Origin of the sequence: Bacillus sp. MUM 116 (assembly GCF_001866655.1) — a bacterium.
In the GTDB taxonomy this organism is placed as follows: Bacteria; Bacillota; Bacilli; order Bacillales; family Cytobacillaceae; genus Neobacillus.
Genome location: NZ_MLYR01000084.1, coordinates 1 through 19,779, shown reverse-complemented (window position 1 = coordinate 19,779; position 19,779 = coordinate 1). Strand labels below are relative to the sequence as shown.

At 38.1% G+C, this 19,779-nt stretch carries 20 protein-coding genes and 1 riboswitch; of the genes, 4 read left to right on the top strand and 16 right to left on the bottom strand.

Annotation, left to right across the window (positions count from 1 at the left end; translation table 11 throughout):
- Positions 1–51: 51 nt before the first annotated feature.
- Positions 52–618, top strand: coding sequence for a DUF2238 domain-containing protein (locus BIV60_RS19380; RefSeq protein ID WP_071357356.1), 567 nt, complete (start codon positions 52–54; stop codon positions 616–618).
- A gap of 156 nt (positions 619–774) precedes the next feature.
- Here the strand turns inward: BIV60_RS19380 and BIV60_RS19375 are convergent, their stop codons facing one another.
- The 6 genes from BIV60_RS19375 to BIV60_RS19350 form a co-directional block, all read right to left on the bottom strand.
- Positions 775–1,806, bottom strand: a complete 1,032-nt coding sequence (locus tag BIV60_RS19375) for an ATP-grasp domain-containing protein (RefSeq protein WP_071357355.1) — start codon at positions 1,804–1,806, stop codon at positions 775–777.
- Positions 1,803–2,489, bottom strand: coding sequence for a WbqC family protein (locus BIV60_RS19370; RefSeq protein ID WP_071357354.1), 687 nt, complete (start codon positions 2,487–2,489; stop codon positions 1,803–1,805). Before BIV60_RS19370 ends, BIV60_RS19375 begins: the two co-directional genes overlap by 4 nt.
- Positions 2,490–2,495: 6 nt before the next feature.
- On the bottom strand, positions 2,496–3,338 hold the full coding sequence (locus BIV60_RS19365; RefSeq protein WP_141770495.1) for a UDP-3-O-acyl-N-acetylglucosamine deacetylase: 843 nt from the start codon (positions 3,336–3,338) through the stop codon (positions 2,496–2,498).
- Between the two features lie 19 nt (positions 3,339–3,357).
- Complete coding sequence (locus BIV60_RS19360) at positions 3,358–4,320, bottom strand: CgeB family protein (RefSeq protein ID WP_071357352.1); 963 nt, start codon at positions 4,318–4,320, stop codon at positions 3,358–3,360.
- A gap of 5 nt (positions 4,321–4,325) precedes the next feature.
- Entirely contained in the window at positions 4,326–5,165 is an 840-nt protein-coding gene (locus BIV60_RS19355; RefSeq protein WP_177177344.1) for a GNAT family N-acetyltransferase, read from the bottom strand.
- 336 nt (positions 5,166–5,501) lie between these two features.
- On the bottom strand, positions 5,502–5,783 hold the full coding sequence (locus tag BIV60_RS19350; RefSeq protein ID WP_071357350.1) for a hypothetical protein: 282 nt from the start codon (positions 5,781–5,783) through the stop codon (positions 5,502–5,504).
- Positions 5,784–5,897: 114 nt separating this feature from the next.
- On the opposite strand from BIV60_RS19350, the gene BIV60_RS19345 reads away from it, so the two are divergent.
- The 3 genes from BIV60_RS19345 (at position 5,898) to BIV60_RS19335 (ending at position 8,874) form a co-directional block, all read left to right on the top strand.
- A complete protein-coding gene (locus tag BIV60_RS19345; protein WP_071357349.1) occupies positions 5,898–7,001 on the top strand; it encodes a DegT/DnrJ/EryC1/StrS family aminotransferase in 1,104 nt (367 codons plus the stop codon).
- Positions 6,998–7,951 carry a Gfo/Idh/MocA family oxidoreductase gene (locus BIV60_RS19340; protein ID WP_071357348.1) on the top strand — a complete coding sequence of 318 codons (954 nt, stop codon included), beginning with the start codon at positions 6,998–7,000 and terminating at the stop codon, positions 7,949–7,951. Before BIV60_RS19345 ends, BIV60_RS19340 begins: the two co-directional genes overlap by 4 nt.
- Before the next feature lie 380 nt (positions 7,952–8,331).
- On the top strand, positions 8,332–8,874 hold the full coding sequence (locus BIV60_RS19335) for a metallophosphoesterase family protein (RefSeq protein WP_071357347.1): 543 nt from the start codon (positions 8,332–8,334) through the stop codon (positions 8,872–8,874).
- 340 nt (positions 8,875–9,214) lie between these two features.
- On the opposite strand, the gene BIV60_RS19330 is transcribed toward BIV60_RS19335, so the two are convergent.
- The 10 genes from BIV60_RS19330 to BIV60_RS19285 form a co-directional block, all read right to left on the bottom strand.
- Positions 9,215–10,576 carry an aspartate kinase gene (locus tag BIV60_RS19330; RefSeq protein WP_071357346.1) on the bottom strand — a complete coding sequence of 454 codons (1,362 nt, stop codon included), beginning with the start codon at positions 10,574–10,576 and terminating at the stop codon, positions 9,215–9,217.
- A 183-nt stretch (positions 10,577–10,759) separates the two neighbouring features.
- Entirely contained in the window at positions 10,760–11,374 is a 615-nt protein-coding gene (locus BIV60_RS19325) for an NUDIX hydrolase (RefSeq protein WP_071357345.1), read from the bottom strand.
- A 122-nt stretch (positions 11,375–11,496) separates the two neighbouring features.
- Entirely contained in the window at positions 11,497–12,081 is a 585-nt protein-coding gene (locus BIV60_RS19320) for an O-methyltransferase (protein WP_071357344.1), read from the bottom strand.
- A 121-nt stretch (positions 12,082–12,202) separates the two neighbouring features.
- A riboswitch (SAM riboswitch) is annotated at positions 12,203–12,311 on the bottom strand.
- A 256-nt stretch (positions 12,312–12,567) separates the two neighbouring features.
- Positions 12,568–13,731 carry a homogentisate 1,2-dioxygenase gene (locus tag BIV60_RS19315; protein WP_071357343.1) on the bottom strand — a complete coding sequence of 388 codons (1,164 nt, stop codon included), beginning with the start codon at positions 13,729–13,731 and terminating at the stop codon, positions 12,568–12,570.
- Positions 13,732–13,752: 21 nt separating this feature from the next.
- The gene (locus BIV60_RS19310; protein ID WP_071357342.1) at positions 13,753–14,670 is read right to left on the bottom strand and encodes a fumarylacetoacetate hydrolase family protein; all 918 of its coding nucleotides are present in this window, start codon (positions 14,668–14,670) and stop codon (positions 13,753–13,755) included.
- Positions 14,667–15,290: a flavin reductase family protein gene (locus tag BIV60_RS19305; RefSeq protein WP_071357388.1), complete on the bottom strand. Its 624-nt coding sequence runs from the start codon at positions 15,288–15,290 to the stop codon at positions 14,667–14,669. Before BIV60_RS19305 ends, BIV60_RS19310 begins: the two co-directional genes overlap by 4 nt.
- Positions 15,291–15,403: 113 nt before the next feature.
- Entirely contained in the window at positions 15,404–16,519 is a 1,116-nt protein-coding gene (hppD, locus tag BIV60_RS19300) for a 4-hydroxyphenylpyruvate dioxygenase (RefSeq protein ID WP_071357341.1), read from the bottom strand.
- Between the two features lie 231 nt (positions 16,520–16,750).
- On the bottom strand, positions 16,751–17,545 hold the full coding sequence (locus BIV60_RS19295; protein WP_071357340.1) for an ABC transporter ATP-binding protein: 795 nt from the start codon (positions 17,543–17,545) through the stop codon (positions 16,751–16,753).
- Positions 17,520–18,581 carry an ABC transporter permease gene (locus BIV60_RS19290; RefSeq protein WP_071357339.1) on the bottom strand — a complete coding sequence of 354 codons (1,062 nt, stop codon included), beginning with the start codon at positions 18,579–18,581 and terminating at the stop codon, positions 17,520–17,522. The genes BIV60_RS19295 and BIV60_RS19290 overlap by 26 nt, the downstream gene beginning before the upstream one ends.
- 103 nt (positions 18,582–18,684) lie before the next feature.
- Positions 18,685–19,683 (bottom strand): ABC transporter substrate-binding protein, encoded by a 999-nt coding sequence (locus BIV60_RS19285; protein WP_071357338.1) that lies wholly within the window; start codon positions 19,681–19,683, stop codon positions 18,685–18,687.
- Positions 19,684–19,779 lie beyond the last annotated feature (96 nt).

Sequence of the window (19,779 nt, the reverse complement as noted above, 5' to 3'; positions counted from 1 at the left end):
CAAGAGAAATTGGACATAATTGTAAATAGAAATGATATTAAGGGTGAGAACGTGAAACGTAAAATCATCATTTTTTTAAGTGTTGCCTTCATGGTTTTTATGGCTGTTTTATTTGTTTTTTACCTTATAAAAGGAGACACCTCAAAATGGCAGGTAGCACTTGGCGGAATCCTTGTTAGTGCCTTACCGTTATTATTATTGCGATTAAAAAATAATCCTTTTAATATTTCACAAATTTTAGGTTATTTCCTATTTCTGTTTTGTACGACCTATTTGGGTTCTATAGCACTTTTTTATATCCATCATAAATGGTGGGATTCCTCCCTTCATTTCTACAAGGGAGTATACATTGGATTTATTGCCATCACACTTTTTAAGGAATTGTTGACTTCTCAAGTCCGAGAAGGCATGTCCCGATGGGTTCTCTTTTTATTTGTCCTTTCTTTTGGAAGTTTGGTCAGTGTGCTTTGGGAAATCTATGAGTTTATAGGGGATCTGACCTTTACCCATACCATGCAAAGAGGTGGCAACACCGATACCATGTATGATTTATTATTTGGATTTTTGGGCGGACTCCTGATTGCACTTTACTCTTTAGTCCGAAAACAACAGGTTTAATGGGAGGTAGCAGATTGAGATAGAATTTGATTAGTTTTTCTCCTATTTCTTCTAAACCCTTTACTTTCACAAAAGGGATATAATTTTACAAAACAAGAAGCTAGTACTCCGTCTGTACTTAGCTTCTTGTTATAGTAATGTGTTAACGAAATTAACCTATTCATTATGATCTTTAAATAAGAAGCTCTTATTTTGTAATGATACTATTTGTTCTGTCGGAACTAAATAGTCTGCGAATTGTCGAATCACGGATGTTTTTAGTATTTTTATTTCAGGAATTTTTTCTTGTAAAAGCTCTGCCTGCAGGAGAATTTCAGGTTCATTTACACCTAAAAGTGTGCGCATTCCTGTTGTACTGCTGAACCTAGGGTTAATTTCAAAAATATATGCTTTTCCATTCCACAAACGAAGTTGAAAATTGCAGGGTCCATAAGGTTTAAGGGTTTCTGCGACTCTTTCACAGTAGTCTGTAATATCCTTATAATCATCAGAGATGGCAGTTACCGTAATGCCATCCTGCAAATGTCTTTTTAAAGCAATTGATGATAAAACATTTCCATTTATACTGCAGCAAATTCCTACCGTAAATTCCTGTTGGTCATCAGGAAGGAATTGCTGCAGGATCATATCCGTTTTATTAGAAAGAACCTGGTTAAGGTGACTTGCGTTTTGAATTAAATGAATATCCTCAGAACCCTTTCCACGCCTCGGTTTAGCGATAAGAGGGAAGCCTGTTTCTTTAAGAAAAGCTTCGATTTTGTCTTTATCTTCTGGATAACGAATGGTCTTTGGATAGTGGAAATTTTGTTCTTTGAGAAAGTTAATCGTTTTCCACTTATCACTGCAGATGGATAATACAGGTACAGAGTTAGTAAATACCTTAGCCTTAGTTTCACGTTCAAGTAAAGCTTTGTAATGGCTGTAAAAGGATAGTTCTTGTGATGAGGCGATAAAAATTGCATCAATTTTTTCTGCTCTTATTATATCTAGTAATCTTTCTAAATAAAGCTGTTCCTCCTTAACCGGTGGAACAATATAGCCGCGATGGGCAAGATGGAGACCCAATGCAGAGGACTGGGTATCTGCTGCCACGAGTTTAACATTTAACTTGGATTTTAATAGGGATTGAATGACAGCGACACCATATAGGGAGCCCGAACCGGTTATGAGTACATTAAGTTTATTCATACAATCACCTGCTTGGGAATAAAATCTTTACTTTTTGGCCCGCAATTAAATAGTAAATCAATAGCGGATAGATTTGGTATAAAATCACCCCAAAGTTGTTGGTAAACAGGAGGCTCAAATTCCTGATACACTAAATGTATTTGATTTTTTTCAAATTCTTTTTCATCATTGTAGGTTTTGGCACCAATCCCAGATAAATAAACAGTTGCACTTAAAGCTTTACAGATGTTAATAATCTTTTCTCCTTTATGTCCAGTTACCCCTTGAATTTCGGAGGAACGGATGATAGGAGTAGTTATTCCTAGCTCGGTGCGAATGACTTCAATAAGGCGTATATTTAAATCTGCCAATTTTTCATCAGGATTTTCATAAATTGGCCGAAAAAGGTGTTGATAGAGTTTCCAGAAAGAGGCCCGTGTATAGCTTCTTTGAATAGAACCCCAATGTTTTTGGGGCCAATTACCGTCATTTAACGTTGTGACATCTTTTATTTGACCATTTTTATTTTCTAAAGGAACGCTTAAAACTCTCGGGCCATCTGGGCTTTTTATTTTATTTTTATTTGTAATCGCCCTTTTTGAAAATCCTACATCATCAAGAATTACAAACAGATCACAAGACAACATTTTGTGGAAATACCCGCACCAAGGGAGGTAGTTAGGTTGATGGATGGCAATGATCACCGCATATCACTCCCCGAAAACTTCCATTATTTTTTTGGCCATTTTGATATTGGTTTTATGTCCTGTCCGGATTCCAATAAAATGGCCTTTAACTGGTTTACCAATCGTGGTTAGATCCCCTAATAAATCTACTAGTTTATGTCTTGCCGGTTCATTATCCCACCTAAGGTTTGCTTCTCTTCCATCGGAAATTACTAGGCATTGATCCATTGCATTACCGATTAATTTTTTTACTAGATCAAACTCGTAATCCATAATATAAGATCTTGCAGATGACAGTTCAGAAACAAAGTTTACGTCTGTGGTCAGCTTGTAATGGGCCAGTTGTGTTGGCAACTGTCTACTTGGATAATCAAGCAAATATGTGTAAGTAGGAACTGACGCAGGTAATGCAATCAAGATACTGTCAAAGCGCTGCCCATTGTATTGGAATGAATCAAAAACCCATTGCGGCTCTGTTATCGTTCTATACTGTTTCGGTTTAGGTTGAAATACCGGTTCTGCTTTTATTAGTGCATCTACAAAATCCCTACAGCTGAATTGACTAACAACAGGAATATGCGGGGTGTCGAGATGAATTTTAAGGTTATCAATACCTAAACCACTGATAGCTGCTAAAATATGTTCTGTATGTTCAATCCTTTGATTATTTTTCACAAGTGATGTCCTACGGGAATCAGTTTGAGCATATTGTACGAGACACTCTATTTCCGGGTTCCCCTCTAAATCATCTCGGACAAATACAATACCAGTATCGGGGTGTGCCGGTTCAAAGGTCACCGTCGACTGGAATTGACCTGTAATGGATATACCGGTGCATTGGACGGAATTTCTAATCGATTTTTGCATCAATTAACGCACAACCTTATCATGATGATTTACCCACAACCTTTAATATTTCTTTAGCACGGTGTTTGTAGGTATGATTAGAGTAAACTTCCTGTTGACCTGCTTTGGCAATTTTTTTTCTTTCATCCTCATTTTTAAGATAATATTCAACTAACTTCAGAGTTTCTTCTGGTGAAGAAGAACAAACAAGATGCTTGCCAGGTTTAAACATTTCTTCAATGGCAGGGGTGCGCGGCGCAAGCAGTAAACCTCTAGCAGCTAGAACTTCAAATGTTCTTGAGTTTAGTTCTGTAAATGTGTTTTGAAATCCAAGAACGATTTTTGCAGAGCTATAAACATCATTTGTTTCCGTATATGAGAGCTTTTGCCTAAGTAATTTTGAAGGCACGTCAAAACCGATGATTTTAGGATCGACTTGATCCCAGCGTCCCCCCCAAATTGACACATCATATCCTTTTTGAATCAATGGTTTTAACAAGATCTGCACACTATTTTTACGGTAGGAATTCCAGGTCACACCAGCAGTGGCTACTACAGCAATGTCGCAAGTTAACGATTTCCGCTGCTCACTTGGTTTGTGAAAATCGGGATTACATGCCCATGTGAGATGATGGGCCGAGAAACCCAGTTTTTGGTAGTAGGGAATAGAAGCACGGTCAATTGTAAAAATATAATCAGGTTTAGTGGTTTCAACGTAATAAGTAGACCATTTTTCCCTCCAACGGGGATCCTCTGTTGCCCAATAGGCATGTTTCACACAATATTTCTTAAGAAGCCTGCGGAGTAATTGCAGTTTGGTACTGGTATGGATTTTTGTCCAACCGGCAGTAACCACCAAATTGGGCTTAAATTCCTTAAGAACCTTCACCAGCTCTTCTTCTTGAATATCTGTCAATACTTTGACCTTGCAGTCATTTTTTTCAAATCCCGAGGGAAGACCCAATAAATATTGTTTTGCTGCTTCTATAAACAGGATTTTCATATTCATCACCTTTTTTCTAAAGTTAATCTGTAGGTTTCACGTAAAACGCCCCGTCCTCCAAATCCTTCTTTAAACTTAAATAAACCGTTATTAACTGACTTTCCTTTGTTCTCAGTGGAAATACCCCAATCCACAAAGTGGAATCCAGCATTTAACCCCCAAGTAATGAGGCTGCTGAAGACCAGGTTCAATGGTCTTAAGTGCTGGAATTCTTCATCATGACAAATATAAAAACAATTTAATACCCGACTGTTTAAGATAAAAACCAAAACACCGGCAATCATTTTCTCTTGGTAAAAAGCGGAGAAAAGTTTTATATTATCTGGAAATCTTTTGATGAGATCAAGTATTTCATTATATGTGTGAGTAGGAAGGGTGTTATGTCTTTTTCTTAAATTGGATTCTAATAATCTCCAATAGTCAGCGATGTTATCAGTTTCCTTCACGGTAACTCCTCTTTTTATTGCTTGGTTTTTATTCCTAACTGTATTTTTCTCCATAATGCTCTCTATATTTTCTAAATTCATGAGCGGGAGTGCTGTCGCTAATTCTGATATGTGAGCAGAAAATCCGTAATACCTCAATGAAAAATCGATTTCATCTGAAGGCCAAAAATGGTAAATACGGGGAACCATTTTCATTTCAATCGCATTTACACCCATTTCTCGGCAATGTTCAATCAGGATGGGGATAAGCTTTAGCGATTTTGCAGTGTCAAACTTTTGGTTAATAATAATTCCACCGTGGGAGGCACCTGGATAAGAACAAAAAATGACAGATTCTCCTTCTTTCTTTATTGCTGCTGGAATCACAGCCAGGATTTGATCTTGATCATCAAATGCCAATAACGAACAATCTTGAAATTTCCCTTTGGGGTGATAATTGAGAAATTTACGTTGCTGCATAAAGGTACCATTTTTTGAATTTTGGACAAAATCATCCCATTGGTTTTCATATTCATCCGTGTACGTTTTTATTTTCATTTTATATCACCCGTTTTTATGAAATGTATTTAATGCTTCTAAACCTATTAAAAGGAACAAAATTTCTTAATATATTACTCTTTTATATATTCCATGGTGACATTAATTCATACCCATTTATTTATAGTAAAACGCCTACACACCAAAGAGTGTTAAGAATCATATTAGTATAATGACAAAAGAATTTTTTATTAGCTACTAAAAAGAGAGGTTATGGAAAAATGACAAAAAATCATCATCCAAGAAAGGGAAAAAGTCCAAAACCCGGAATAGTAACTTGGTGGGGAAAGCCAGTACCACCGGGAAAAAAAATACCGCCACACTTTCCAGTCCCATCTCATGCAGATTATCCACCACCATCTCATGCAGATTATCCACCACCATCCCATGCAGATTATCCACCACCATCCCATGCAGATTATCCACCACCATCTCATGCAGATTATCCACCACCATCCCATGCAGATTATCCACCCCCATCTCATGCAGATTATCCACCCCCATCTTATGCAGATTACTAAATAAACTTCCACTAGGATGTTTACATTTATAAGGTTTTTTCAAGGAATAAAATAAATAGAGGGGAGAGAATGAATGATTCCTCTTGTAGATTTAAAGACTGAATATGAAAAGTTAAAGGTTGAAATTAATCAGGCAATCAAGGAAGTTTTCGAAAGCAGCAGTTTTATTTTAGGATCAAAGGGAGAAAAACTGGAGGAAGAAATCTCTCAATATATCGGTGTTGCACATGCATTAGGGGTAGCTAATGGTACAGATGCACTATTATTAAGTTTAGAAGCATTAAATATTGGAATCGGAGATGAAGTGATTACAACTCCATTTACCTTTTTTTCAACTGCGGAAGTGATTGCCAGGGTCGGAGCAATACCTGTTTTCATCGATATTGATCCTAAGACATTTAATATGGATCCAGAACAAATCGAATCTGCCATCACAGAAAAAACAAAAGCGATTATCGTTGTTCATTTATTTGGTCAACCTGCAGAAATGGACGCTATTTTAAAAATAGCCCGTAAGTATAGACTTCGAGTAATCGAGGATGCTTGTCAATCAATAGGGTCCTCCTTTCAAGGGAAAAAAGTTGGCTCATTTGGTGATCTGGGATGTTTTTCTTTTTTTCCCTCCAAAAATTTGGGAGCGTATGGAGATGGGGGGATGATCGTAACAAATCATGATGATATATATAGAAAATTACTATCTCTGAGAAACCATGGCAGTTCAGAGCGTTATATTCACACACAGATTGGGTTAAATAGCCGGTTAGATGAAATTCAAGCCGCTATCCTTGGGGTCAAATTCAAACGGTTAGACGAGTGGAATAATAGGAGACGAGAATTAGCGCAAGAATATACAGCGAAATTGGCTGGAATAGTTCGTGTCCCAGATGTAGGAAAAGATAGGGAACACGTTTTCCATCAATATTGTATCGAGACCGCACCACGAGACGAATTGGCACAATTTCTGAAACAAAAACAAATTGCAACAGGAGTTTATTACCCCATACCACTCCATCTACAAGAAGTATTTGTTCATCTTGGTTATAAAGAGGGTAGCCTTCCAATATCAGAAAGCTGCTCCAAAAGAATACTTGCTTTACCAATCAATCCAATGATGACAAAAGAACAGCAAGACTATATCATTTCATCAATAAAAGAGTTTTTTGGTGAAATGATATGACCCTTATTAAAATAGGAGTCGCAGGCGTTGGAAGTATGGGGGTTAATCATTGTAAAGTCCTACAAACTATGAAAAATGTAGATTTTATAGGTGTATTTGATATTGACCAGAAAAAAAGTGAACAAATAGCAAAATCGTTTGAAGTTCAAAGCTTTTCATCTTATTCTGAACTCATTCATGCAGTCGATGCTGTCATTATAGCAGTCCATACGTCTCAGCATTTTTCTTTAACAATGCAAGCAATTAAGGCAGATAAACATGTTTTGGTTGAAAAACCATTTGTTTCAACATTAAAGGAAGCTCAACAAATAATAAAAATAGTAGATAAAGGATCGGCCATTGTTCAAGTTGGTCATGTAGAACGATTTAATCCAGCTTTCAAACAGCTTGTCGAACTTATCAACGCGGAAAATGTGATTTCACTAGAGGCTAGGAGATTTGGGGTGCCAAACCGAAATATTGAAACAGATGTCATTCTTGATCTAATGATTCATGACATTGATATCCTATTACAAATCGTTAATAGTCCGGTATCTTATGTTTCCGGTGTAGGTCATTTCATTGATGATGGAAAAAAATTAGAGGCGGCCTCTGCTTTGCTTTCTTTTGAAAACGGATGCTTTGCATCTTTATTATCCAGCCGTTTTTCTTTAGATAAAAAGAGAAGTATAAACGTAACTGAAAAGGATCGATATCTCAAAACGAATCTTCTAACACAGGAATTATACATTTACCATAAATCCGATATTTCTCCATTAGAAAACCATTCCTACCCTATTGGAAATACTCTGGAAAAAATTATGATTCCTCGAAAAGAAACACTCTACCTCGAAATTGAACATTTTATTCAATCGATCGAATCCAACCATTCTCCTTTGATAGGAGTCCATGAAGCCACTAAAGCGCTTGAAATAGCATTGAAAATAAAAAATCAGATAGAAAAAAAATAAAATTTAGATATATGAAACTGAGAGTAAGGAGACGGAGAAAAGGTTTTTTATGGATAGGGACTAAAGATAGAAAGCTAATGGAATGGATGTGTAGTATTGCGATAGCAAAAAGAGCATACCTGGAAACTGCGATAAATGCTAAAGGGCTTTCTCCTCAATAAATGGGAGAAGCTCTTTTGAATACTATAGCGATTGTTCAACCTCATACCAAAATAACAAATGGCTTCTAACATTTCAATAAAGTTTTCCATTTTAACATGCTCATTTGGCGCATGAAAAATTCTCATCCATCAGCTCAAATATCCGAGCCTGTATTAAATAACAAAAATATTTTCTAAAACGAATAATTGAACTGCTATATGACTTGGAGAGTGGAAAATATGAAAATACTCGCTATTTCTGACACCCATGGTTATTATCGAAATTACCCTGATATAACACCTGATTTGGTACTCTTGTTAGGTGATATTAAGTCTGTTGATATAAGAGAAATAGACAAAATATATAATTGCCCCAAAGTAGGTGTTTTGGGGAATCATGACGCTTCTGATTACTTTCAAGATACTAACATTATTTATGCTCATCAAAATTTAATTACAGTAAACGGTATAAAAATCGCCGGGTTTAACGGCTCAGTTGCCTATAATAAGAAACGTTCCCTTTTATACTTTGAAGAAGAAGTATACGAATTTGTAAAAGACTTGGAACCAGTAGATATTTTTATAGCACACAGTAATCCTACAACAGAAGAAACTTTAAAACTCGACCCAGCCCATCAGGGATTTGTGGCCTTTAACTATTATATCGAAACCAAGCAACCAAAATACTTTTTACACGGTCACATCCACAAATCAAAAGCTTATAAAATTGAGAATACAAACGTAATATCTGTTTATCCATTTCAAATTATAGATTACGAATAAAAGAAATCAAAATTAATAATCACCCTATTCATTTAGGGAGATTTTTTCATTACAAATGTGAGTTGTAGTTACGTTTGAATGGTTTCCTTTAATTTTAATTAGTGTATTCGGACATCTAAATGATAATAATCTAGTCATTTAAACTATTAAAGTTGCTTTAACAAAGAATCCTTTAAATGATGAGTTTAATAATGAAGAACGTTTACAAGCCAAATTTAATGGCCTTAGCCCGATAAAAAAACGAACTAAGGCCATTGCCTAATTTTATTTATACTGTCTACTTGAAAAGGTGCAGTTCATACATAGATCTGCTTTTATCTCAATGTGATGTATGTAACTTTTAAACCATCACAGCAGCAAAGAATTCATCATAAAGGGCTTGAACAGCTCTTTTTTCTTCGACTTCCTTTACACCAAACATCATGCTCACTTCAGATGAACCTTGGTTAATCATTTCAATATTAATTTCTGCCTTTGCCAAAGCCTTTGAGGCTCTCGCCATCGTTCCCACATTTCGGCGCATGCCTTCACCAACGACCATAATGAGAGCCAAGCTGTGTTCAAATTTAACCAAATCCGCATTAAGGTCAGTTTCAATTCTTCTTTTAATCTCTTCCTCCATTCCCGGTGCAAGCTGATCCTCTCTTAAAATCACCGAGATGTCATCGATTCCAGAAGGAGTATGTTCGTAAGATAAGCCGAATTCCTCCAAAATACCAAGAAGTTTACGGCCAAAACCAATTTCACGATTCATTAAATACTTGCTAACATAAATGCTGCAGAACCCTTCATCACTAGCGATACCAACTACAGGTCCATTCGTATTATCTCTTTCATAGACAATTCTTGTACCTGGTGCAGATGGATTATTTGTATTTTTGATATTTACGGGAATCCCCGCTCTAAATGCCGGAACAAGTGCTTCATCATGGAGAACAGTAAAACCTGCGTAAGAAAGCTCACGCATTTCCCGGTAAGTTAATTCCTTTATTTCCTTTGGGGTGCTTACCAATGTTGGATTAACGGAGTATACAGCATCCACATCGGTAAAGTTTTCATAAAGATCAGCCTTTAGTGCATTTGCAAGGATTGAACCTGTTATATCGGAACCACTTCGTGAAAAAGTAAACACATCCCCATCTTTGCTATAACCAAAGAATCCTGGGAAAATTAGGATTCCACGCCGGTCATGCAGTGAAGCTAGTTTGGAATAAGATTCCGGAAGCGTTTGGGCATTTCCCGGCTCATCGCTGACAAGGAGTCCTGCATCTTTAGGATTTACATACGAAGCCTCTACACCTTGTGACTGAAAATAAGCTGCAACTAATTTCGCGTTATTATCTTCACCGCTAGCTTTCATTAAATCCATAAACCGTTCAGGATGACTTTTATCGCTTGAAACTCTTCTTTCCAAATCATCCTCAATTTCCTTAATGACATCTGAAGGAATGGCTAATTCTTCAGCAATTTTTGTATATCTTTCAACCACTGCAGCTATCTTTTCCTTTGGATTCTGATTTTGTAAGGATAACTCAGCACACTCAATCAATAAATCCGTTACCTTTTCATCATCAGAAAATCTTTTTCCTGGAGCGGATACGACTACTACCTTCCGCTCGGAATCTGATATGACAATCTGGAAAACCTTCTGTAATTGTTTTCCTGATGCTAAAGACGATCCTCCAAATTTAACGACTTTCATTTTTTACAACTCCTAATCTCTCAAAATATAATCTTAATTTTATTCTAATTCTGAAAATAATCAATAGTTTTTTCCTTCTATTAAGGACATTTGTTTATTTACAGTGGACACTAATACCATTAGAACAAAAAAACAGTGAAATTTCAACAATTGAAACCCACTGTTTTCCTAAAAGGAAAAAATTTAACTGATGAGCTCAATAAAATGAAAAAGGATTTTAGCTGTCAATCCCCAAATAACTTTTTCTTCGTAAATATAAAAATATTCGTCCAATCCTCTTGTCCGCCATTTATAATTCTCTCCTCCGGGAATTAACTCCAAGGGAAAGTTTTTCTCCGGTTCTACCTTAAAATTTATATTATATATTTCTGGATTGTTATTTAGGAAAAAGGAAATCGGAACGGAAAATACTTCTCCCACCTCAGCTGGATTTGGCTGAATGGATTCAGGACAATCTATAAAGCCTGCAAAGGGATAAATAATCATCCCGAACTGTGACACCATATAATCCAGTGGATAAACCCGAGTGATATTTTCTTTTTTAATTCCCAATTCTTCAAGCGTTTCCCGTATTGCTGCCTCTTTTTCATCAAGATCGTTTGAATCAATTCTTCCACCCGGGAAACAAATTTCTCCCGGCTGTCTTCTGAGCTCCATGGACCGGACTTCAAATAAGACATGGATTTCATCCTCTTTTTGTATAAGTGGTAAAAGGACCGCATATTTGGAAAACTTCTCGCTGCCTAGAATAATTGGTGTATGTTTTTTTAATGTATTATTTATTGATTCCAAGTCCATAAATTTCACCTCTTTTATAACTCAACTTATGCTCGCAACTAACAAGTATGCCCGGTCATGGTGTAACAGTTCAACATTGTTGGACAATTCGTGGTTGAAATCACTAATTTTAAAAAAATCATCTAAATCGCATTGGTTTTAATTGCCAATAGCAGCCCGGTTGACCAATCCATTTCAGTTATAACCAAATCGGGTCTATTTCTTAGTGTATGGACTAGTTTAGGCGCTTTGATTTTATATTCTTCCGGCAATCTCCAATCTGGAAGCAAATCATGAATAACGTAAAATCCTCCCACATTTAAGTGATCCAATGTTTTATCGAGTAACTCAAATTTTCCCGGCCACGTATCCGCAAAGATAAAATCAAATTGCTCTGACAGATTTTCAATAAAAGCCGCGCCATCCTCACAGGAAAAGGATATTCTTTGATCATCCCCGAGGTACTTCCTGGCAATGGATTGGACATTTGAATCGATATCTACTGATGTAAGTTTGCTGTGTTCATCCATACCCTCTACAATCCATGAAGCCGACGCACCTGCTCCCGTACCTAGTTCTAAGAAATTCCCCCTAGGTTTAGAGGCTGCCAATCCCTTTAGCAAAAAACCTGTTTTTCTGTCACATGACTGCTCGAATCCAATCCGCTTTGAGTCTTGTAATATTTTTACATATGCATCAGGTATTTGCAAAACAGTGTTTTCTTCCACGATACTCCCCCCTTTTAGTTCCTGAATACTTAAGTTTGATTATTAAATACCTTCAGCATTTCCTTTATGCAATATAAAAAGGCCTCTTGTCATAAGAGGCCTTTGCATATACGAAGTCGACCTCTTATCTCCCAGAGTATGTCAACTCTGTTGGAATTAGCACCTTCCTGAAATCATCAGGGGTTGCTGAGGTTTCGCAGGGCCAGTCCCTCCACCTCTCTGGATAAGAATTAGAATTATGGAATTTCTTTTATTTCCCATTAAGTATCGCACATTTTCAAAAAAAAGACAATACTTTTAAATGAAGCACTGTTAAACTTAGTTGTTGATTTCCGCTTCAGGAGAGAGCGGTTCGTGGGCGGTCCGGGGAGCTTCCTACTCCCAAAGGAGTCTTCGCGCCTTCCGCTCCAATCAAAATTGTTTCAAAAATCAACATTGACATTTAACACAGCTTAACATTTAATTACATATAGCTGTTCAAAACTGTTATTGTTTTTTCTCCGCCCAAGAATACATATATTCGGCATCTTCAACATCAGCGGCTGATTTTACAACCTTTAACGGATGAAACGTATCAATCATGACCGCTAATTCCAATGTTTCTTTTTTCCCGATACTCGCTTCGGTTTTTCCTGGGTGAGGACCATGCGGGATGCCGCTTGGGTGAAGCGTAATCGACCCTTCTTGAATCCCCTTTCGGCTCATAAAATTTCCTTCCACATAATATAGAAGCTCATCGCTGTTCACATTGCTATGGTAATAAGGTGCTGGTATCGATTCAGGATGATAATCATATAATCTTGGAACAAAGGAACAAACTACAAAATTATTTCCTTCAAATGTTTGATGAACAGGCGGCGGTTGATGAACCCTCCCCGTTATCGGCTCAAAATCCTCGATATTGAAGACCCACGGATAGAGAAACCCATCCCAGCCTACGACATCAAATGGGTGATGCCCCATAATATGTGTATGGATAGATCCTCTTGATTTGGTTAATACCTCAAATTCACCCTTTTGTTGAAACGTTTGTAAGATTTCTGGTCCGCGGATATCCCGCTCACAAAACGGACTATGCTCCAATAGCTGCCCATATTCATTGCGATAACGCCTTGGAGTTGTTATTTGACTAAAGGATTCCACAAAAAACATTTTAGTCGGCTCGTTTTTATTTGGAATCACTCGAAAAATGGTGCCAATGGGTATCACCAAGTAATCACCGGGACGATAGGTGATGGTTCCAAACATCGTCTCGAGCTTTCCGGAACCATGGTGAATAAAAAGCATTTCATCGCCATCACCGTTTCGATAAAAACTTCCCATTTCTTCTGTCACATTTGCAGTTCCTATCAACAAATCCTGATTGCCGAAAAAGTATTTCCTTCCGGATAGGGCGTTTCCCTGTTTGGTTACGTTTCTGGTAATAAAATGACGATGCTGCAAATGTCCCCGTTCCTCATATTCTGGTAAATAATTTCCTTTTAATTCCGATTTTACTACATCAGTTGGCATATATTCATGATATAAAATCGATTGAGTTCCCGAAAACCCGCGTGTCCCCATTACCTGCTCTCGATAAAGGGTGCCATCCTCCTTTTTAAACATCGTATGACGTTTATGAGGAATCCTCCCCATCTGACGATAAAACATCCGTTCACCTCTTTTCTATCCCTATGTTATCGTATTTCTTAAAACACCCATATGTTCAATTTCAAGCTCTACCAGATCTCCTGCCATTAACCAGCGGTGCATCTTCTGTCCGAGTTCAAGAATACATCCTGTACCAACCGTTCCTGACCCGATGATTTCTCCTGGATAAAGAGTAACTCCTTGTGAGGCCCGCTCAATCATTTCAGCGAAGGAATAGTGTATGTCTTTCATATTCCCCTCCGAAAGAAGTACACCGTTAACATGGGCCCTCATGGAAAGATTAAAGCCCTTCCCTAGTCTAAGGTGCTCAAGTTCATCCTTTGTGACAATCCATGGACCAATCGAAGTTGCAAAATCCTTGCCTTTTGCAGGTCCGAGTCCTACCTTCATCTCTTTACGCTGCAGGTCTCTGGCGCTCCAATCATTTAGGATACAATAGCCAAAAATATACTTGTCTGCTTCTTCGGCAGGGATATTCCTGCCTTCTTTGCCGATAACACAAGCCATTTCCAGTTCATAATCGAGCCACTCGCAGTCAGCAGGTATCACAATCTCCTCCTCTGGTCCCTTGATGGCAAGATGATTGGAAAAATAAAAAACAGGAATCTCGTACCATTCAGGAATCATTTCAAGCCCCCTATTTTCTCGAGCCGTTTTTACATGTTGTTCAAATGCATAAAAATCACGAAAACTCTTCGGCACAGGAAGTGGAGCTTTTAACCGAATATCTCTTAATTGATATACGGAATGGTCATTGACCGGAATTGATAAAAGCTCCGCAGCCTTTTTCATATATTTATCATGGTGTTCGATAAACTCTAGTAAATGAGCAGGAAGTTCATTGCTTGCCGCTTCAAACATGTCAACAACATATTCATCGTTTACCAAAAGGCCGGCACGAATTGTTTTATCGCTTTTTTCAAAGGTTACAAACTTCATTTCCCTGCCTCCGTCTTCCTTGCCATATCAAAGGTTCTTGCTAACGGGTCCGTGAAGGTGTTACCCGCCATTCTGCCAATAGGCATTAATTTATCCGTATTGATTCGGCCGTTACTGTAAAGAGCATCGTTCACATGTACATGGACCACCTTACCAATGACAAGACTTCCAGCGCCTGGCTGATCCCCAAAATGGAGCACTTGGTACAACTCACATTCCAGATGTACGAGAGATTCCTTGATTCTTGGCACATTTACCTTTTTACTAGGTTCTTTTGTCAAACCAGTCTTATTTATTTCATCAATTTCAGGAGAAAATTCAATCGCACAGTCATTCATTTGCGCGGCAATCGTCTCACTGACGATATTTATGACAAACTGCTCCGTATTTTCAATGTTAACCAACGTATCTTTTTTCGCTCCCTCTGTCCCTTTTCGCATCGGAGAAAAACAAATCAGCATTGGATTGGCACAGATAGCGGTAAAAAAGCTAAACGGCGCTGCATTCGCTGTCCCATCATTCGCTATCGTTGAAACAAACGCAATGGGCCTTGGTAAAATGGACCCGACTAATAGCTTATAAGCTTCTTTCCATTCAAGTGTCTCTGGCATGATTTCCACTGCATCCACCACTCTTCCTAAAACTTTTCTTTGAAAAAAGGGAGAAAGCATTTCCTCCCTTTTACCGACCATATGGTGATTCCTTTAAAAATATTACTCTCTCTAATTAGTCTTTATAGATTTCCCCGCTTTTCCTGCTCACGCTCAATCGACTCGAATAATGCTTTGAAATTTCCTTCACCAAAACCGCGTGCCCCTTTACGCTGAATAATTTCCACAAACAAAGTTGGACGGTCAACAATCGGTTTTGTAAAGATTTGTAGTAAATAGCCTTCATCGTCCCGGTCCACTAGAATGTTCAGCTCACGAAGCTTTTCAATTTCTTCATCAATTTTTCCAATTCGCTCGCCTAATGCCTCATAATAAGATCCTGGGGTTTTCAAAAACTCGACCCCATTCATTTTTAACGTTGTAACAGTGGATACAATGTCTTCTGTCAAAATCGCTAGATGCTGTACACCAGGACCATTGTAAAATTCAAGGTATTCTTGAATTTGTGATTTCCGTTTGCCCTCCGCCGGTTCATTAATCGGGAATTTAATTCGTCCTCCATTATGCATTACTTTGGACATAAGCGCTGAATATTCCGTCGTAATGTCCTTATCAGTGAAATGCTTCATTTCCTTAAATCCCATCACCTTGGAATAGTATTCCACCCACTCCTCCATTTTCTCCACATTTCCAACGACATGGTCAAAACCGATTAAACCGGCATCCTTGATTGTCAAATCGCTTGTATATGGTTCAAAACCCGGCATGAATACACCTTGATAATTTTTCCGTTCTACTAACGTATGGATAGTATCCCCATAAGTACCAAGAACGGCCTTTTTTACGACTCCTTTTTCATCTTTGGTTTCAAAAGGTGCATTGATGGCAATAGCTCCTCTTTCTACCGCAGCGTTGTAAGCCCTTTCAACATCGTCAACCAAAAGCGCTACGTCCTTCACACCATCCCCATGTTTTTTTACAAAATGAGCAATTCGGCTGTTTTCTGTGTAGGATCCTGTAATTATTAAACGAATATTTCGTTGCTTTAGAACATAAGAAACGGTTTCCCGATTTCCAGTTTCTAAACCGGAATAAGCAACAGGCTTAAATCCAAAGGCCTTGCAAAAATAATGACAGGCTTGCTTGGCATTGCCTGTATATATTTGAATATAGTCAACGTCACGTACCGGAAAGAAGTCATCTACAAGTTGTTCCACTCTCACTCTATGTTCTCCCATACCAAAACCTCCAAGAAAAAATTTCTATTTTTCTGAATTCATTTTATCCGAGTGGTCTTCGTCCTCTCAAGAATAGGATGTAAAGCAATAACGCTTTTAGGTAATAAAGAAAACAATACAAATATAGAGATAAATCCTTTATAAATCAAAAAAGAAACAGCCAATAACCGGCTGTTCCCCTATTTTAAAGACAAATATTTTTTTATCGACAAAATTCTCACATGTCCATATTTAGCCTAAAATCGCCCTATCGCTTGCCATCTGCTCACCGCGAATCCGTTTAAATTCGAGTAACAAGCTTTCAATTGTTAATTGTTTCTTGTTTTCTTCATCGACCTCGAGGATAATTTGGCCCTTATCCATCATAATTAAGCGGTTCCCAAGGTCAATGGCCTGCTGCATATTATGGGTTACCATTAAGGTCGTGAGCTTGTATCGATCTACAATTTCTTTTGTAAGATTCGTAATAAGCTCCGCTCTTGATGGGTCGAGAGCTGCTGTATGCTCATCAAGAAGAAGGATTGATGGTTCTGTAAAGGTAGCCATTAACAAAGAAAGGGCCTGCCGCTCCCCGCCGGATAGTAGACCGACCTTTGCGGTTAGGCGGTTTTCCAATCCTAGATGCAATGTTTCAAGCACCTCGCGGAAATAATCTCGGCGCTTTTTGGTTACCCCTCTTCTTAGTGTTCTTGTTTTATTCCGAGAATAAGCCATTGCAAGGTTTTCTTCAATGGTCATACTTGGTGCAGTACCAGCCATTGGATCTTGGAATACGCGGCCAATCATCTTGGAACGATTATATTCTGTCATGGCTGTGACATTCTTGCCGGCAATATGAATCTCGCCAATATCTGGCGTAATCACACCAGATATAATATTCATTAAAGTTGACTTACCGGCTCCATTACTTCCGATGATGGTGACAAAGTCCCCCTGCTTCAGATTTAAATTGATTTGATCGATGGCAATCTTTTCATCTGGTGTTCCTTCATTAAAAATTTTATGAATCTGATTTAACTGCAGCATGACTTTCACCTCCATGTTCACCAGAAGCAGCTATGATACTTATTGAATCATCGGAAGCCCGTATACTATTCATCTTTTCCACTTTTCTGCGAGCTTTCCGCTTTTTCTCTTTTGAGCCGTCAATGATTTTTGGTGCAATTAAAGCAATTAAAACAATAACGGCTGTAATCAATTTCATATCCCCGGGATCCAGGAACTCAATCCGCAGTGCCAGTGTTACAACAATACGATAAACAATCGCCCCGCCTATTACGGCAAGTGTAGTTCTGGCAATGGTTTTCGTTCCAAACAACGCTTCACCAATGATAACCGATGCAAGCCCGATGACAATCATCCCAATTCCCATTCCAACATCTGCAAATCCACCCTGTTGTGCGATTAAAGCCCCTGAGAAAGCGACTAATGCATTAGAAATACCCAGACCTAGAACAACAAGAAGATTTGTGTTGGCAGAAAGACTTCGAATCATTCGCTTATTGTTACCTGTTGCCCTAATGGCGAGGCCGATTTCCGTCTGTAAAAACCAATCAGTAACCCCTTTAATGATGAAGGTAATAATGATCATCGAAATCAGAATTCCCCATGTAGAAGGAAGGCTGTCCCCTAAGCCGACATGTGTTAGTAAGTTGTTGAAAAAAGAATCAATTCCTGTTTTTTCAAAAAGACTGCTGATTTTTGTGAATGAAGTGTCCGAATTTAATAATGGTATATTCGATCTCCCCATGATTCGCAAGTTAATGGAATATAGAGCAATCATCATTAAAATTCCTGACAGTAAATTATTTATCTTTCCTACCGTATGGATCAATCCAGTCAAACAGCCTGCAATAAAACCTGCGAATAAGGCCATGATTGTAGCAAGAAACGGATTTGCTCCTCCCGCAATCATTACCGCCGAAATCGCTGCTCCTGTTACAAAACTCCCATCCACCGTTAAATCTGGGAAATCCAGAATTCGAAAGGAAAGATAGACGCCCAGTGCCATAATCGCATAGATGATACCTGATTCAAATGATCCAAATATGGCTGTAAACATTGAGTTCATCCTTTCTTTTTTAATAGGTATAGAAACCTATATGTAAAAAATTTTGGGAGTAGACCTAAAAAGGCCTCCCCCATTTGCACAATTTTAAAAGTGATTATTTTCCTTCGTAAAACTCTCCAAGCTTGCTCCATTCATCCTTTACCTTTAAGCCCTGCGCTTCTGCCGCTTTTTTGTTGATTACAAGTTTCAAAGACTTAGGAAGCTCAACCGGAATTTCTGAAGGCTTTTTCTTACCAGTTAAAATGTCCGCTGCCATTTCACCAGATTGATAGCCAATGTCAAAATAATTAAATCCGCTTGCTGCAACAGCACCACGCTTCATTGAATCAAGTTCGCCAACGAATAATGGAATTTTCTTGCTGTTTGCTACTGAAATAACCGATTCAAGTGCGGATACAACGGTATTATCCGTTGGAACATAAATGGCATCAACTCGTCCGACCAATGATTCAGCAGCCTGTTTGACTTCTGCAGAAGTAGATACTGAAACTTCAACTAGCTTGGCACCTTTAGACTCAACCAAATCCTTAACTGCTTTTACTTGGACTTCTGAATTTTGTTCACCGGAATTATAAATCACGCCGATTTTTTTGGCTTTCACTTCGTCTGTAATAAAGCTAATTGTTTTTTTCGTCGCATCCGGGTGATTATCCGTCGTACCGGTAATGTTTGATCCTGGTTGGTCAAAGGATTTCACCAATTTAGCCCCAACTGGGTCTGTTACAGACGTAAATACAATTGGAATCTCCTTTGTTGCATTCAATGCAGCTGTTGCACTTGGTGTTGCATTAGCAAAAATTAAATCCTCTTTGTTGCCGACAAAATTTTGAGCAATGGTTTGGGTATTATTCATATCGGCCTGTGCATTTTGATCATCATATTTAACCTTAATTCCTCGATCCTCAAGGGCTTTTTTAAAGCCTTTAGTTGCAGCATCTAAAGATGGGTGTACAGCAAATTGGCTAATACCGATTTTGTACTCCTTTTGACCCTCTTCTTTTTTCCCACTTCCAGCCGTATCCTTGCTGCCGCAGCCAGCAAGCATCAGCATCCCTGCTAACACAAAGGAAAGCGAACCAACTTTCTTCTTCATAAGATTAAAATCCCCCTTATTTGTTTTAAAAAATAAAATTCAAAAAATTCTTATATTAAAAATTATTCTAGTATTTCTTTGAACTAAAATCAATAG